The following is a 17,129-nucleotide window of genomic DNA, read 5'->3' as shown; positions in this document are numbered from 1 at the left end:
TTTCAGATATGTGGTTTTGAGAACTTAAGGACTGGATGCCCTTTTATTTGTATAGTGTTTTACCTTAACCCATGGGTCAACTGCATAGACCATTACCTGCATCCCGCCTGAGGCCGTTCTGCTGATTACCGTGCCTTCACTGGATTTTTTTAATACTGGTTTGTATTCATATACTTTCCGCCATCTGTCTTCTCCGAATGCTACGAGGCCGCTGACCGTGCCATCCCAGTTTCTTGGAAACTTAAGGCGGATCCCTGATTGCATATCGACGAAATTACTTTCAGATTGCTTTTGGAAATAGATTTTTCCATTATTCCACATCGTTTTCATTACCAGGTCATCATCTTTCATCAGAATCTGAACAAAGCTTCCTTTATCATGTTCAAATTCATAATAACCCAGATAATCTCGGTATTCATGCTCATCAATCAGATGCATCGCATAGATCCTGTTCAAAGCCGAAGCTTGAAGAGGTGCAATGGCAAGGTTGACCCAGGCAATTATTGGAATCAGAAAGGCATATTTATACAGTTTAATAAAAGAACTGCTTGGTGCATTCATTTTTTCAATTCTCAGCTTAGGTATTGAGCCGAAATTATTTGTCAATGGAATAGCATGTTGTCTGAGATAGGGCCTGAGGATACTCCACTGATATTCTTTCTTATCGAAACCCTGACTGAGCACTTTTTGGTCTGCCAGATACTCCAGATTCATTCTGATACTTCTTTTCAGGGATCTCACCAGCGGATTACCCCATAAAATAGCATTAGCCAGTTCAGCGATCAGAATATCTATGCTATGCCACTGCCTGGAATGGGCATTTTCATGTGCAATAATCTGCCTAAACTCTTCACGATCATGCAGATCGGGATTCATCACAATCGAATTAAAGAAAGAGAAGGGGACTATATCATTATAATGGACCCGGTATTTAATATCCAGCTCAAAAGCTTGATCCGAGTTAGCAATTACTTTAAGTACATTCAGAACCTGGCTTATAAAATTTAGCAGAAAAAAGCCTGCGCCACATAAGTAGAATGCAAGCAGACTTGTAATTACACCATACAGGCGTTTCATCTGAACCTCGTCCTCAAACACCCCGACTTCTTTTCCTCTGATCAGATCGGTACCACCAACATTTGTAAAAATAGTTCCTGAACTATCCGCCACGCCTGTGTCAAAAGTAAAGGAAGGTAGCAAGGGCAGGCTGAAGGAAATTATTAGTATCCCGAGCAAAATGAAACGGTTCAGCCGGAAGAAAAGTTCATTTCTTACCGTCATATAATACAAGCCATAAAGCAGGGCAACCGCCAGATGCACTTTGAACAGATATAAGGCTAATGTTTCCATCGCTTTATTTTTCTTTGTCTTCTATCATCTTAATTACTTCCTTTAGTTCCTCGACTGAAATTTCTTCTTCTTCGGCAAAGAATGCCACTACATCCTTGATAGAGCCGCCAAATAGTTTAGAAAGAAAGGGTCTGATATACAAAGTGGTATACTCCTTTTTTGTCAATGCGGCATAATATCTGTAAGTGGCTCCAAAGTCCTCAAATTGTAAAAAGCCTTTATCAACAAGCCTTTTCATCATCGTGGCGATGGTGTTTATATGAGGTTTAGGTTCAGGCATTTCTTCCCTGACTTCTTTTGCAAAGGCTTTATCCAGCTTCCAGACAGCCCTCATCACGGCTTCTTCTTTTTCGCTTAGTCGTTTCATAAAACAAGTATAAAACTATTTTTGTAATTATGCAACTACAATTGTAGTTTAGTGAAAATAATTTTATCTAATTCGAATTATATGAAGACAATATTTCCCGGACTACTCCTCTTACTGTGCTGTTCATCCTGTTATTATATAGCAAGCGTTAATAAAGAACCAGTCCCCTCATTCGAAAATGTTAAACAAATCAGGTATTCAGAGGTGCGCAGAGAGTTCACATCCGGCTTGTCTGTAGATAGGAACGGTTTTCAGCTTGAACCCGAATGGCAGATTTATTTTACGGGAGACGATTCTGTGAAGATATTCAGTTCAGAGAAACAGAAATTCATGCCGTACCGGATATTTCACAGCCATGATGATTTATTTCAATTTGCCAGAAAATGGTACCGGGTTAAGCATGTAAGTCGTGATAGTATTGTGTTGAAGGCCATTGAAGTTTATGGCCGGGAGATCAGTGAAGGAGCTTCAGATGTATACATGACCTTATATGCTGATGATTACATCAGGAACAAGATTAAGACCACAGTAGAGTTATTGAGGCGGCCTGATTCCATGGACAGTCTATATGTAAAATACAGGGCTATTCAGGCTGGGACTCATCCGGACAGTGCATTTTCGGCCCGAAACCCGGCTAGCTTTATAAGCAAAAGCAGTATTATCCGAACTGTGAAAATTGAACCTCATGGTGATCCGAACTTAGGGGAGATTGATCGCTTTGAATCATACCTCAATCCGGAATATAAAATATATATCGATAAGGCCTACCGGGATTTCACCTATTCATTCTATGCCATCGTTGATCATCGGGGAAAAATCACTTTTAAAAGGTTCAACGCCCGCCACATGCCTGAATTTATTGAAACTAAAACCAGGGTAGCAAAAGGTATTATCGATGTTTACCTGAAAAATTTATTGTATGTCAAGCCGGGAAGTACCCTGGGTTATCCTCATTCAAGTGTGGTGCTACTGCATGTTATTGGCAGGACAAATAAATTGTGATTCGTTGTATTAATCAATAAGGGCAATGGTATATTAGTTTACACTTGTCTAATCATTTTCTGAAAAAAAGAATATCTGTTTCCAAAGATCTTCTTTGTTCCAATCTTCTTAGTGGTGTTCCTAGAATCTATTGCGTATTGGATGAATTCTAATGGTGCCGAAAAAACATACTGATCACTAAATTTAAAATTTACCTTTAGGTATAATGGATGTTAGAATTTATGTATTAATGCTACACCTGCTAAAGGAATTATTAGTAATGAAAATATTTTATTAGTTTCAGTTTTACTGAAAAGGATTATTTAAATGAAAACTATTTTATCTATTGATGGCGGTGGAATAAAAGGGATTATCCCCGGAATGGTTTTGGTTGAACTTGAAGAGCGTCTGAAACAAAAAACGGGTAATCCAAAAGCGTTTTTGGCTGATTATTTCGATTTGTTTGCAGGAACAAGTACTGGAGGCATTTTAATCTGTTTGCTACTTTGCCCATCAAAAGATGATCCCAATTATCCTCGTTACTCTGCCCGCGAAGCTTTGGATTTATACATTAAACACGGTTCGGAGATATTTGAAATTACAGGCTTAAAAAGAATCTTATCAAAGTTTGGATGGGTGAAGGAACGGTATGACGGAAAGGTTTTAGAAGGGATTTTACTAAACTATTTTGAGGATGTTAAACTGAGTGAACTCATTAAGCCTTGTATATTAACCGCTTATAATATCGAGCTGAGAAAAGCCCATTTATTCAGACAGAAGGTTGCCAAAATACGGGGAAACAGCAGAGACTTTTATATCAGGGATGTTTGCCGGGCGACCTCAGCGGCACCGACATTTTTCAGTGTTGCCGAAATTTATTCCCTGGCGGGGATAAGATATCCTCTGCTGGATGGAGGCATCTTTGCCACTAACCCATCCTTAAGTGCTTTTGTTGAGATTAAAAAGGAGCCGGAAGAGTTGATTCCCAAAGATATCTACATCATGTCTCTGGGAACGGGAAATTCCAAAAAATCGTATGACAGTGATGTATTGAGAGATACCAAGGCCCTGTTTGTTGTACCTGCATTGCTGGATATGATTATGAGTGGTGCAACAGAAACATCTCACTTTTATATGAAGCAGATATTCAACTTTTTGGGTTTACCCGATCATTATGTTAGGTTAGAACCTTACGATTTGCAAAGTATTGATGAGGAGATGGACGCTGCAAGTCCCAAGAATATTAAAAAAATAATTGCTTTAGCCGACCGAATGATTAGCCAAAGAGGTAAGTTAATCGATGTTTTGGTTGATAATTTAATTAAGCTTAAAGAATCAGGAAGCATTTAAGCGGATTCATTCAGACTTTCCCTTACTTAATCCACTTGATAAATTACTCTCAGGAATGGTTTATGCTAGACATATCTATATCAATACCTATTATTCGACGTCTGTTAGTCGTCTCTTCGTCGTATATTGGTCGTCTCTATGACAATTATAGACGACCAATAGTTGTTTAAAAGATGTCTGACAGATGAGAAATTTATGTTTTGTTTTAGGACCTGGTAATAATTATATTTATATAATTCATTAACAACTGGTTATGGCAATACTATCAGGAGGGCCCAATAGCGGCTTCAGCGGAAAGGCAGGTAGCGTGGTAGGTTATTATCGTATGGGTAAGTGGGTGATCAGAGGACTTCCGCGACTTTCCACGAAAAATAAGAAAGGATCAGCACTGCAGAATGTGCATCGCAATCGCTTTATTCAGGTGCAGCAGTTTCTGAAGCCCATTTCCGGTTTTATCCGCATAGGTTTTAATCTGGAAGCGAAACAACGCGGTAATACGCCATACAATTCTGCGAATTCTTATCATTTGCTCCAAGCCTTTGATGAAAGCGGGCTATTGGACTATTCCAAAGCAAAAGTGACTTCAGGTCTTTTGCCGGGTGCTGAGGATGCGGCAGTTTTTTATCAGGATGGAGAATTCATATTTACCTGGAGCGACCATTCGCTGAATCCGCCATACTCGCGGGCTATTCAGCCAAAGAAAGATGATCAGGTGATGCTGCTCATTTATAACATTAAAGACAAGCAGATCGATGGTATTTCAAGCGGTGCAAGGAGATCAGAATGCCGTGAGGTTTTGAAACTGCAGGCCAAGTTACCTGAAGAAGAATGGCATGCCTGGATCGCATTTATTTCGGATGATCGGGAGAGGATATCGAACAGTGAGTATTTGGGTATTGTGCAGGGAAATTCTGAGGAGGGAGCTTAAAGGGATAGATAGGTCTTTACAAATCCACTTTATATTCTCCGCAAAAAAAAAAGGCCGCTTAAAAATAAATTTCAGCGGCCAATTTTCAACAGGATATAATACTATTTCTTAGCCCACCAAAGTGGAGTAAGTACGCCATCTTCTCCCCCTAAAAATCCTACTGCCTGGTTATATCCGGCAGCATTACTGTCTTTCAAACCAGAAGGATATCTCAAACGTTGCGGGAAATTTTTCACGCTATTGGTCATAAAGTTACCTGATGTTAAATTAGGTAGGGTAACCAATGGATTTTCAACAGCCGGGTTCTCAAAGAACGGAAGCCCAAGTCTGCGGTGATCACTCCAGGTTTCTAAAGGTAACCATGGTGTTTGCGCAATAAATTTCTGTGTAATGATCTTAGTTAACAGATCATTCTTTACCGCACCGGCTTTATAGATTGTATTGTCGGGATATTTAATCTGAACCGTACCGGCAGCATCAGTATAACCATCTTTATAACTCATTGTATGTGTTGCCGGTGGCTCAGCTACATGATCCCAGCTTACCGAAGTACCGTTGTTGTTATAGGCTGTAGAAGCCAAATAAGCTGTGCTTTGCGCACCAACTCCCCAATGATCTAAATTGGCTTTTACACCAGCCTCATAAGCAGCTTTTGCCGACATAGGTGTAGCCCAGCCTCTCACAGCACCTTCAGCTAAAAGGAAATACGTTTCCCAGTTGGCAAAGAATATTCTTGAACTTGCACTTGTTCTGAATTCGTTTGAAGTTCGTGGCATAGTACCATTAAAAGCCCTCACGTTATTTTTGGATCCCGGAACTCCCCAATCTCCGCTTGTAAACGCATTCCAGGTATATTTCGCGTCGATTGTCTTTATCACATTGGTTCCATCTGTCAGAGTATTGGTAGTTGTTTTTGCCGTGTTATCCCATGACGGATAGCTGTTAAAATTCGGGTTAGTAAAATCACCCGGTATAATAAATGCTTTAAAAGCTCTTGGATCTATTTTATTTGGCAATCCATCTAACCAATATCCTGCAAAAGGATCGTTTGTCTTCATTGTAAAATGATCCTGAAGGCGCAGGCCGATATAATCATCTGGTTTTATAGATGCTTGTAAAGCTGCACTTACCTGATTAGCAGTTGATATACCGCCCAAATTCATTGTTAAGTTGCGATAAGCTGAACTCATAATCTGAGCATTCCACTCTCTGCTCATTACGCCGGTTAGAGCATCCCATCCACCTTTCTCTGCAACCTTAAACGTCTGGTCGGCAGTTAATAATAATTCTCCACTGGCAGCTTCTTCAAAAGCAGCTTTAGCTTTCGCAGCATCCACTTCTGATAAACGCATGGCTAACCTCAAACGCAGGGAGTTTGCATATCTTTTCCATTTATTATAGTCATACTGATAAGCGGGGTCTTGTTTTTTAACAATGTCCGGATTAACAACTGCCATATCTAATTTCGAGCTGGCATCTTTCAACTCATCAAGTAAATGATAATACACATCTTTAACGCTGGCAAATTCAGGATTGGTGCCCTGAAAGCTATTGATTGGAATAGGCCCGAAATTATCAGACAACTCACTCATTAAATATGCACGCCATATCCTTGCAACTTGTATTAAGTTTTTTGTATATAACTTATTAGTGCCCTTCGCGATTTGATCATTCCCAACTTGTATAGCCGAATTGGCAGCGTTTAACCAACCTGACATATAACTGCTATAATAATCAGACGACCAGCCATCGTTATAACCCCCGCTCGAAATACCTCCGCCCATTTGCTGCCTTCCTGCTGTTTTCCAGTAAAGTATAAAAACACGCTCCGCAATATGCGGATCCATTTGTGCACTTATGATACTGTTGTTGATGAAATAATCTACCTGTACCTGATCTGCACTTGCCGCCAGTGGATTGGTATTGATTTCATCGAATTTTTTACATGATGTGGCCATTACTAATACTGTGATCAGCAGGCTCATTCCTTTATATCTTGTTTTCATGTTCTTGTTTTTGAATGTTAAAATCCTAATGCCAGGTTAATTAAGATAGTACGCATAGTGGGTAAACCTGCATTTTCGAACCCTGTCGCATTGCTGTTGGTGGCGTAAACCGACTCGGGGTCGATACCATTCATGTGGCTTTTAATTAACCATACGTTGTTGGCTGAAACTCCAAACTTGGCGCTTTTTATCGGAGAATTAGCCAAAAGCTTACGGGATAATGAATAGCTTAATTGAACATTTCTCAGGCGCACATTACTTGCGTCATAAATATTCGCTTCTGTTATCCCTAAGTTATTAGCAGTGGCAACTGCCAGCCAGTATTCCTGTGGAGTTACAGCTTTGGTATTTACTGTATAGCCGCCGGTACCATTGCTTACTACCCCTTGCGGAACAAAACTCTCTCTCAAGCCATTCGGAGCAGTAACTTTTCCTGCACCGCTGGCTTGTAGGGCAACATGGGTAGCTGAGAATATTTCTCCACCAATTCTGGCATCAACAAGAAAAGACAGTCCAACACCTTTATATTCAAAGCTGTTTGTGAAGCCAATAAGTGCTTTCGCTTGCTGGTTTCCAAGTTTTACAATTTCCGGATCCCGGGTTGGTACTCCATTTGCATTTAACAGGACCTGACCAAAAAACGGACTAGTCTGGTCTTTTACTCTCGAGTACCTTGTACCATAAATTTCTCCATATTTCTGACCAACTACGGCCAAAACAGCAACATCATCGAAGCCACCAAGGTTGTATCGGGTAACACCTGATGATAATTCTTCTACAGTATTGTTGTTACGGGAGTAGTTAAATGAGGTATTCCAATTTAAGCCGCCCGGCTTGCCAAATACCTTGCCATCAACCACCAACTCAAAACCTGTGTTTTGAATATCACCTGCATTTACTTTCCTGGCGGTATAACCACTCAAGGCATCCATAGGCAAATCAATCAACTGGCGCGTAGCATTTGTTTTGTAATAAGAGAAGTCTAATCCAATACGGCCCTGTATAAACCTCATTTCGGTTCCGAATTCAAGTGATTTGATGAGCTCACTTCGTACGTTTGGATCTAAAAGTACACTGTTTCTTCCTGCAGTTGTGTTCCCGTTAGGATCTTTACCAATGTTAAACGTATTGTACAATTGATAAGGAGCAAGGTCATTTCCAACCTGTGCATATGATGCTCTTAACTTACCGAAACTGAACCAGTTTGGTAATTGTGCACCCATAGTAGTTAACATATCAGAGAATACATAGGATAAACTAACTGAAGGGTAGAAAAAGGAACGGTTTTCAGGGCTTAATGTCGATGACCAATCGTTTCTGAAAGTAGCATCCAGGAAAAGATAATCATCATAACTAATTTGAGCACTGCTGTAAACGGAGTTAATTCTGCGTCTTGAAATTCCTTCACTAACTCCGGCAGGACTTACGCCATTATTAAGTGAAAAGAGGTTTGGTACAACCAATAAACCTACACTTGAACTTAAAGAAGTGAAGTCAGATTGCATTAAGTTACCTCCCACAGAAAGCATACCGCCGAATTTGCCAATAAGATTATCTTTTCTGGCGGAGATCAATGTGCTAAAGTTTGTTTCCGAAAAAGTTTGTTTTCCCATTCCGTAACGGCCTGTAGCTGCAATAGGACTCCCCGCGTATACATTGGATTGGGTATTTGTTGTATATAAATCGGCACCTCCCTTAACCTCTGCATTTAGCCAGCTATTGAAATTATATTTCACTGAACCATTTACAATGAACCTGTCTCTTGAATCTTGATTTAAATTATAACGGTTGCTCCAATAGGGATTAACCTGACTTCCGGCTCCCTGAAACCACAGCATATTGCCTGCATTATTGGTTGCATTCTGGAACTCAGTAATATTCATCGAGCGGGGCAGCATATAAAGTGTGTAAGCGCTGCTATTATCCCTGCCTCCGATTGGTCTGTTATTAGCTTTCGTGTTACTATACTGAATTTTGGTATCTGTTACCCAACGATCATTTGAACCAAATTTACTGATTGCCCGGGCAGTTAAATTATTGCGCAAAAGTTTGGTTCCCGGCACAATACCCTCATCTTCCAAACGGTTGTAAGAAGTATAAATTGACGCACCTTTATACATCTGCTGGAAGGAAATGCTATTGTTGATATTGGTACCTTGCTGCATGTAATTATCGACATTGTCATAAGTTGATAAACCAACTTGCTGACCATTCCAATTGGTTACCATCTGCCCCTCAGCCTTGGGACCCCAGCTTTGTGTAGAGGTAGCGTTGTAAACACCCGTATTACCCTGTCCAAATGTGTTTTGAAGCTCCGGATTGGTGAAAATATTTGACATACCATAAGAGCTTGATGTGGTGATGCCTAATCCGTCTTGTGCACGCCCTGATTTGGTCGTGATCAGTATTACACCGTTACCAGCCCTCGAACCGTATAGTGCCGCAGCCGAAGGGCCCTTTAATACTGAAAGCGTCTCAATATCGTCGGGATTGATGTCAGCTATCCCGTTACCCATATCTAAAGATCTGTTCCAATAACCATTATCCGGCGCACCGGTAAAGTTGTCAATCGGTACACCGTCCACTACAATTAATGGCTGGTTACTTCCTGTAAGTGAATTACTTCCACGAAGTAATATTTTAGAAGAGCCAGCGGGACCATCACTCGATCTGATAACCTGTAGTCCGGCGACTTTTCCTGTTAGCGTATTAGCCAGGTTAGGTTCTTTAGCCGAAACCAAGGTCTCTCCTTTAACTTCCTGCACCCCATAACCCAGAGATTTTTTCTCCCGTTTAATACCGAGGGCAGTAATAACTACTTCTCCCAGTTCACTTTCATCTGCAGTAAGCGTGACGTCAATCGTTAGTTGGGTTCCAACAGTGATCTCCTGTCGTGCAGATCCTATCATAGTAAATACAAGAATGTCCGTCGGACTGGCTAAAATGGAAAATTTTCCTGCCGCATCCGTCTGGGTTGCTCTTGTTGTGCCTTTTACTGTAACACTAACACCGGGCACCGGTGCTGAATTTTCCATTACCGTTCCGGTAATGGTTTTTTGTGCAAATGCACTAATGCTCAACAAGGTGAACATTAGTACACTTAGGCACCTTAAGTAGTTGTTTTTCATAATGTTGTTTTTTAATTTTTGTTGTTTTTAGTTAGTTGTTTGGTTTTTGGTTCATTTTTGGTTAGTTGGTTCATTATTGGTTAGTGCTTGTTTTTTTTGAGAATCTTTAAATCAGTATGGCGATTGGTTATAATTTTTTGCCGGGATTTTATTTAAACTGGCTGTTTTCTACGACTAAACTGGCAGCAGCTAATAACTCTGCATTATCTGCCAGGGTTGATAATGCAATAGTTGTTTGGTCTGAAATACGGGGTATACAAAATTCATTAATGGCCTGTTGTATTGACGGAAGTAACATTTTGCCTGCCCGGGCTCCCCGCCCGCTGAGTACGATACATTCAGGATTCAGAATATGAATTAATGTTGACAGTCCCTTTCCTAATTGAAAGCATCCGGCCGACAAAATTGATATGGCCAAAGGGTCTTGTTGAACAACAGCGTCTAAAAAATGATCGCCGAAGTGTTTTGATTTATCCTTAAAAAGCTTTTTCATGCTCGATTCGGCTCCCTCTGCCAATGCTGCTTTTGCTTTTTCAACCATCACCCATAATGAAGTGTCTACTTCCAGACAACCTTTTTTACCGCATGAACATAGATTGTCGGTTTTCGAAAGCGGAATATGACTAAATTCACCTGCATAGCCGGTGCTGCCGCGATACAAACTCCCTTTCAAAATTATTCCCAAACCAGTTCCCCATCCAACATTCACTACTAAGGCATCCTGCATTCCTTGGGCTTTTCCGAAATGAAGCTCGGCCAGGGTGATTAAACTTGAATCGTTATCGATAAACACGGGCAGGGATAATTCCTGTTTGAGGTAAGTGCCCAAATTGCTTCCATTGGGTGTTGGTAAATGAGAATTGTTTATCCCTTTTTCGGCATTTACGAGTCCGGGCATGCCGATTCCGATTCCCATTAAAGATTTTCTATCTAAACCTGATTTCTGAATACTGGAATTTATAAAAGTGATTAGTTTATCAACGGCCTGTTCATCTTCACTTATATTCAGATCGAGAAACTGAAGCGGCAATACAATCTCATTAGCCAGATTGAAAATCACTAGTCGCGTAATCAGCTGATCCATTGCCACAGCAACAATATATTTTTGCTTAGCCGGATTGATTAAAAACATTAAGGGTCTGCGTCCGCCAGTTGAAGGGGCTAAGCCTTTTTTTGTGATGTATTTATCTGCAATTAATGAATTTACAGTAGAGGTAACCAATGGCAAACTCCGTTGAGTAAGCTTACTCAAATCGGGCAAAGAAAGGGTCTTTTTATAATAAAGATATTTAATTATATCAGCTCTTAGCCGCTGATTATTTTGAATTTTTACTGACATTTTACGTTCCTCTAAAACAAACTTAATAAAATAAAATTAAAGAAAACAAATCTTTATAAATATTTTATAAAGTAGATTTGAGGATGCTGAGCGCAAAAAAAGCGATATAAATTTTGCTTAAGCTCGTAGTTTTAGAATAATGAATGGGCTTTTTATGCCAATCCGGCTGCTGTAATTTTTAATGCTTTAGGTATTGGGTTTGTTGCGATCAATAGTCTTATTTTCGGGGGAGCTTACAGTTACAAGGAAGCTTACAATTTGGAATCTAAAGAATTGATTTTAATGAATGGCAATTAATAGATGAGTTTTACACATCGATTGGTATTGTTATTTTTAACTTGTAGCATTTATTTATGGGTCTAACAAAGAGTCATTTCACATATACCTTTAACACTAAACCTATGAAAATTAGAAAACTGGCAATTTCCTCTTTAGCTATCATTGCCCTTTCATTTATATGTATTCAATCAGTTTCGTCGCAGTATAAATTTGATTATTCCAAAAACGGCGATATTCATAAACAAGTAATCGATTCATGGAATACCCACTATCGTGATTATTTTGCCTCAGAAATTAAAAGGAGGTTATTTCAGGATAATGATGTCTATCTTTTATATGACATTCAGAATGGAGGCTTGCAATCGTTTGTAGAGATGACCCGCAGATGCAAGGATACCCAGCAAATTGGCGAGATTGTCAATTTGCTAAGTCCCATCCTTACCGCATTAAAACCTATCCCAAACACTAATAATAGTACTGGCTGGATCTGTTCCGGCGGGAATATATGTACAGCCTATGGTCTTCTTGGAAAGGAAGTTCCACTTTGTAGTCTGCAGTTTTTGGGCCTGGCAGGAGCGCTTTCCACTAGTATAACACAAAATATTCCCAATAAAAAACAATCGGTGGCAGAGAAGGAATTTCTTGCTAATACTTTCAATACCATCGCTATTCAGTTAAATCGCTGGTTTACGGCAGACTATTTCAAAGCTGTCAAGAATAGACTTAGTATGACTACTGCTGATATCAAAGATGCGACTTCAAGATATTTTTTTTCTGACAGAGACCTTTGGCATTTGACAGTTCTTTCTGATTTGTCAGAATTACACAAATCAGGTATCCGGCCTGCAACAGAGGATGGGAAAAAAGCTTTTGAGGATTTGCAAAATAAGAAAGAGGGGATAAAAAGCATATTTGATTTATTTCTGGCCAGGACTATACTCTCCAAATCTACTATTGGAGTAAGGGCTGAAATAGATAGAGGATTCTGGAAGAATTTTTATGATAACAGATATGCCAAATATACAGGCTCTCAGAGTCCTGTGAGTTGGGAAAAAGGTAGCGACGGAGAATGGAAAATGATTACACATGTTAAATTGGATAGTACTTATATCTCCAATGATGTAGCATGGGATATCAGTCATTCAAGAAGACTGGTTCCGGCTTTTGAAACTTTTGTAAGAAACCGTAAAAATATTAAAGCGATCTGGGGCTATGACAATCCGGCTTTTGACCCAATTGCTCTTCGCAAAGCATATGCCAACCAGATTGCTGAAAAAATATGGAATGGTGATGTTAATTATCCATTATTTTCCAATTTTTGGAGTGGGGATAATGGTTGGTACAGAGTAGCATACGTACACCAAACCGGAAGGAGATTTATTGGTTATCCTCCTCACGGACTGAGCTCATCTATGCCAATTGGCGGTTATCCGGTTTGGGGAGCTTTTCATCCAACCTTAAAAGTCATTTTCAGGAATATTTTTGAATTGGCACAAAGCAATGACTCTAAGGCAAAGTCTTTTGTTTCAGATTATTATCAGGGCTTATTGGTTAAAGGTTCAAATAATACTTCAACAAAACCGATTCAAAGTCTTGCCTTTTTATCGGATTTAGTAGAATAAAATACAGGAGAAATTGTTCCATTAAATATTGAATATAAACTAAAAAGAAAGATTGCATGCCAGACTTCGACCGATAGTCACCCATTTGGCGCGAATCCATTGTGATACTATCCAGCAAAAAAGTCGGCCTTATGCATTGTAAAGCGGGTTTTGTAGCGGGGATCAGTCCCGATTTTATGTGGAGAAAGCCGTCCGCTCCGGGTGTGAATCCTGTGAGACCAATATTTTAATAATATAAAAAGCCACTTGAAGCTAGCTTTCCAGGTAGCCCGCACTGGACAAATCCCGAACTGTTTTGTGGATCATTTGCGTGTATTAGCGTTCTTAGTGTGAATTCCTGCGCAGGGCGAATCGCGAAATTTTTCCGCTTATCCTGATTCGACATTACATTAGTATTTTTCTGGTCTCGTTTTTTTCTTAATTTGCTGTATAAATCCAATCTATGAACAAACGTCGAATTTTCATGTTCTGCCTGTTGGGGATAGTGGCGTTAACGGCCTTCAGCACACAGGCCCAGACCACTGTGTGGATCGTGCGTCACGCAGAGAAAGATCTGAAGAATTCTTCTGACCCCGATCCGGCGCTGTCGCTTGACGGGCAGGACCGGGCGAAAGATCTGGCCACTTTGCTCTTACCGCAACGGATACTTGCAGTTTATTCTACTCCGTTCAAACGTAGCAGGCAAACAGCAGAACCTACTGCTTATGGGCACGGTGTCACTGTTCAAATGTATGACCCGGCCGATCCTGCGGCTTTGGTGGCATCGGTGCTCCGGCAACATAAGGGAGGATCGGTAGTGATCGTTGCACATTCGAATACTGTCCTGGAACTTGTTGAGGCCTTTGGGATCAAACGCCCGATGCCGGTATTGAGTGAGGATCGTTATGATTATGTATTCACTGTGATCGTTCAGGGTAATTCCATACAGTTACTCACATCGCAATACGGAAAATTGCCCCGAGCCACCATTCCTAAGTAATGTGAATGAAGGAGTTTTCTTGCTGGCGAGAGCTTCAGCCGGTACCATTAAATAAAAAAAGCCAATCTTTTGATTGAATTCTTAGTGGGGAGTAGTCCTTTTCCTGTTTATTCGCTATTGTTCCAGGGACAAGTACGTTTAAGTATTGTCGCTTGTTCAGATAGTTTCGGTTTGATGAATTAAACTTATCAAGGAATATGAGAAGTCGCTCAGCTTCCAATTGGTGTAAGGGGGCTTTTTCTCATATTTTTCAGAAACCTCAATATTTTGTCACTTAAAGACTTAATAGCTGACTGATAAGTTCTATTATAATTTCCCGTAGCAATTGTGCTTAGCTTGCTTACAATTATCTGCTCTAAAGACATTTCCTTTTGGGGAATGACCTTTTGAGCTGTGAACGGATTCCAGTTCAGATCAAGAGCTTTTGTGAACTCAATTTTTTACTGACTCGGGGAATAGAATCGCTACCGGATACTTCTTCAGTTTGCTTGACCGCGATTTGACAATTAATAAAGAAAACAGATAAGAATAAGACTAATGCCTTATGCTTTATAATACTTGTTAAATTGACTTTTTCAAATAATTTTTATTAGGTTCCCAGCGAAAAATTAAATGCTATTTTCGATCCATCTGGTGCGATACCCAATACCTGTACCCGAGAGTTCCGTGCAGCCATCAGTGCTTCATTAATATCTTCCGTGCTGTTTATCGTTTGGCCATTAATGTATACGATGATGCTTCCCGGCGGGATACCCAGCTGGTGGAAGAAACCTCCAATAAGGATTTGCGACACCACCACACCACCGTCTATATTTAGCCTTTCTTTAATTGCCGGGCTCAGCGGTGAGAAAACTGCGCCGAGCTTATTATGAAGCTCGTTAATCGAAAGTGTGTTTGCTGCTAAGTTATCCCGGGTTTCTGCCTGAAGTTTTGCAGTGGTACTTTGCGTTTTACCGTCGCGCAGATAAGTGAGTTTCACCTCGTCTCCAGGCCTCCGCCTCGCAACACGTTCTGAAAATTCGGCCGATGAATACAATGTTGTGCCGTCGATACTTTGAATGATATCACCTTCTTTAAGTCCTGCGGCTTGGGCAGCACTCCCTTTTTGGATTCCTGTTATAATTACTCCTCTTATAGAACCCGGGTCAATTCCCTGTTGTTTAAGGTACTCAATTTCAACAGAAGGAGCGGGGAAGGAAACCCCGAGTAACCCACGTCTTACTTCTCCAAATTTTCTCAAATCATCCAGAATTTTCTTAGCCAGATTTACCGGAACCGCGAAAGCATAACCTGCATAACTTCCCGTTAAGGAAGCAATGGCTGTATTTATCCCCACCAACCGGCCATTCAGGTCGACCAGCGCGCCGCCGCTATTGCCGGGATTTATTGCTGCATCTGTTTGGATAAAGGATTCAATTGCTGAATTAGACTGTGGCGAATCAGCTAAGCTATTATTAATGATTCCGATACTGCGGCTTTTAGCACTTACAATACCAGCCGTAACAGTTGTGTTTAGCGAAAAAGGATAGCCCACTGCCAGCACCCAGGCACCAACTTCCAGATCATCCGAATTTCCCAAAGTCACCATTGGCAGATCTTTGGCATCAACTTTTAAGAGCGCCAGGTCGGTACTCGGATCGCGCCCTATCAATTTAGCAGCGTAAGTCCGCCGGTTTGTAAATATCACTTCGATTTTGGATGCATTCTCAATTACATGATTATTCGTTGCAATAAAACCGTCACTACTAATTACCACTCCCGACCCGGAACCCTTTCCTGGTGCTTGTCGACCCTCATAAGGCGAACCGTACCCGGCTGCATTCCCATTTTGCTGATAAGTGGTTTTGATGTGTACCACACCGGGCGTTACGGCTTTAGCAGCGGGGATAAAATTCAGGCCCTGAACATTTGAAGAAGCATTTGAATTATTGTTGCCAGCAATTACTTGTGGAAAGGTGTCTGCATCTTGTTGCTGTTCTACAGAAGCATCGTTAGAACAAGAGGAAAGGAGCAAACTAATGATGATTGTGAAGATGGACTGTCTGATTGGGCTCTTTAGAGGGTTCTTCATGAATATATTGTTTTTGCTGAGGCTTATCTTTAATTAAATTACATCCTATTTAGCTATCCGGTTTGGCCGGGTTGACATTGTACAATGTTATTCCTCATGGTTTATAAATTTTTGCATACCCGACAATTTACAAAAAATATTAAAAATGAAATAACGTCGAGGAGCAAGTAACAGAGAGCCTCCTGTTCTTATTCCTTGGTCCATGAATCTTTTTGAAATGGATAGTTGAAAAAATCATACTGGATTTGATAGCGATAGTCGAAAATGCATTCCAGATGCAAATAGCAATTTCTAGTCAAGAAAGGCTGTAATCCTTGAAGCAGATAGGCTATCAGGTGGAGCTGTTTTCTCTTTTGAAGTAAGGAATTCTAAAAACTGTTTTGCTGTACCTTCAATATCTCTTGTATAGGTTCTACTGTAGTTTCCAGTTAGTTTGCTTTGTACTATCTTCTGAATGCTTTCTTCCAGTGTTAATGGAGCTTCTAAAACAACTGCTGGTGTGATTGGGTCCCAACCCTTCTCAAGTGCTTTCTCTAGTTCAAACTTCAACTTCTTCAGAAGTTTTGTTCTCTCTGGTTTTGTTCTCGCTTTATTCGGTATTATGGACAATCCAAGCTTGTTGGCATTGTATTCATGAAGGCGTTGTCCACTGAAATAATATTCAACATAGACTCGATTAGCTGATTCTTTAATTACGGGTTCTGTGTACATTTCTGGCGCATGTTTGGC

12 protein-coding genes are annotated in these 17,129 nt (G+C 40.4%); 5 read left to right on the top strand and 7 right to left on the bottom strand.

The window, feature by feature from the left end:
- Positions 1-24: 24 nt before the first annotated feature.
- Positions 25-1,350: a M56 family metallopeptidase gene (locus VGE44_RS12945; protein ID WP_331079722.1), complete on the bottom strand. Its 1,326-nt coding sequence runs from the start codon at positions 1,348-1,350 to the stop codon at positions 25-27.
- A gap of 4 nt (positions 1,351-1,354) precedes the next feature.
- Entirely contained in the window at positions 1,355-1,717 is a 363-nt protein-coding gene (locus tag VGE44_RS12940) for a BlaI/MecI/CopY family transcriptional regulator (protein ID WP_331079720.1), read from the bottom strand.
- Positions 1,718-1,798: 81 nt separating this feature from the next.
- Here VGE44_RS12940 and VGE44_RS12935 point away from each other — a divergent pair, with 81 nt between their 5' ends.
- From VGE44_RS12935 to VGE44_RS12925, 3 genes are all read left to right on the top strand, one after another.
- The gene (locus VGE44_RS12935) at positions 1,799-2,719 is read left to right on the top strand and encodes a hypothetical protein (protein WP_331079718.1); all 921 of its coding nucleotides are present in this window, start codon (positions 1,799-1,801) and stop codon (positions 2,717-2,719) included.
- Between the two features lie 306 nt (positions 2,720-3,025).
- On the top strand, positions 3,026-4,048 hold the full coding sequence (locus VGE44_RS12930) for a patatin-like phospholipase family protein (RefSeq protein ID WP_331079716.1): 1,023 nt from the start codon (positions 3,026-3,028) through the stop codon (positions 4,046-4,048).
- A gap of 253 nt (positions 4,049-4,301) precedes the next feature.
- Positions 4,302-4,976, top strand: a complete 675-nt coding sequence (locus VGE44_RS12925) for a DUF6266 family protein (protein ID WP_331079713.1) — start codon at positions 4,302-4,304, stop codon at positions 4,974-4,976.
- Between the two features lie 101 nt (positions 4,977-5,077).
- Here the strand turns inward: VGE44_RS12925 and VGE44_RS12920 are convergent, their stop codons facing one another.
- The 3 genes from VGE44_RS12920 to VGE44_RS12910 all read right to left on the bottom strand — a co-directional run bounded on the left by VGE44_RS12920 (position 5,078) and on the right by VGE44_RS12910 (position 11,449).
- Positions 5,078-6,982 (bottom strand): SusD/RagB family nutrient-binding outer membrane lipoprotein, encoded by a 1,905-nt coding sequence (locus tag VGE44_RS12920; protein ID WP_331079711.1) that lies wholly within the window; start codon positions 6,980-6,982, stop codon positions 5,078-5,080.
- 17 nt (positions 6,983-6,999) lie between these two features.
- A complete protein-coding gene (locus tag VGE44_RS12915; RefSeq protein WP_331079709.1) occupies positions 7,000-10,110 on the bottom strand; it encodes a SusC/RagA family TonB-linked outer membrane protein in 3,111 nt (1,036 codons plus the stop codon).
- Between the two features lie 148 nt (positions 10,111-10,258).
- Positions 10,259-11,449 carry an ROK family protein gene (locus VGE44_RS12910; protein ID WP_331079707.1) on the bottom strand — a complete coding sequence of 397 codons (1,191 nt, stop codon included), beginning with the start codon at positions 11,447-11,449 and terminating at the stop codon, positions 10,259-10,261.
- A gap of 401 nt (positions 11,450-11,850) precedes the next feature.
- Here VGE44_RS12910 and VGE44_RS12905 point away from each other — a divergent pair, with 401 nt between their 5' ends.
- Together VGE44_RS12905 and VGE44_RS12900 are read left to right on the top strand one after the other, a co-directional pair.
- Positions 11,851-13,350: a hypothetical protein gene (locus VGE44_RS12905; RefSeq protein WP_331079704.1), complete on the top strand. Its 1,500-nt coding sequence runs from the start codon at positions 11,851-11,853 to the stop codon at positions 13,348-13,350.
- 484 nt (positions 13,351-13,834) lie between these two features.
- Positions 13,835-14,329 carry a phosphoglycerate mutase family protein gene (locus tag VGE44_RS12900; RefSeq protein ID WP_331079702.1) on the top strand — a complete coding sequence of 165 codons (495 nt, stop codon included), beginning with the start codon at positions 13,835-13,837 and terminating at the stop codon, positions 14,327-14,329.
- Positions 14,330-14,918: 589 nt separating this feature from the next.
- Here VGE44_RS12900 and VGE44_RS12895 read toward each other — a convergent pair.
- Together VGE44_RS12895 and VGE44_RS12890 are read right to left on the bottom strand one after the other, a co-directional pair.
- Positions 14,919-16,400, bottom strand: a complete 1,482-nt coding sequence (locus VGE44_RS12895) for a trypsin-like peptidase domain-containing protein (protein WP_331079700.1) — start codon at positions 16,398-16,400, stop codon at positions 14,919-14,921.
- 291 nt (positions 16,401-16,691) lie between these two features.
- Positions 16,692-17,129, bottom strand: a 438-nt coding sequence (locus VGE44_RS12890; protein WP_331079698.1) for a hypothetical protein, incomplete at its 5' end; no start/stop codon positions are given.

Origin of the sequence: Daejeonella sp. (assembly GCF_036405355.1) — a bacterium.
Lineage (GTDB): Bacteria > Bacteroidota > Bacteroidia > Sphingobacteriales > Sphingobacteriaceae > Daejeonella.
This window is presented reverse-complemented; position numbering and strand designations above follow the sequence as displayed.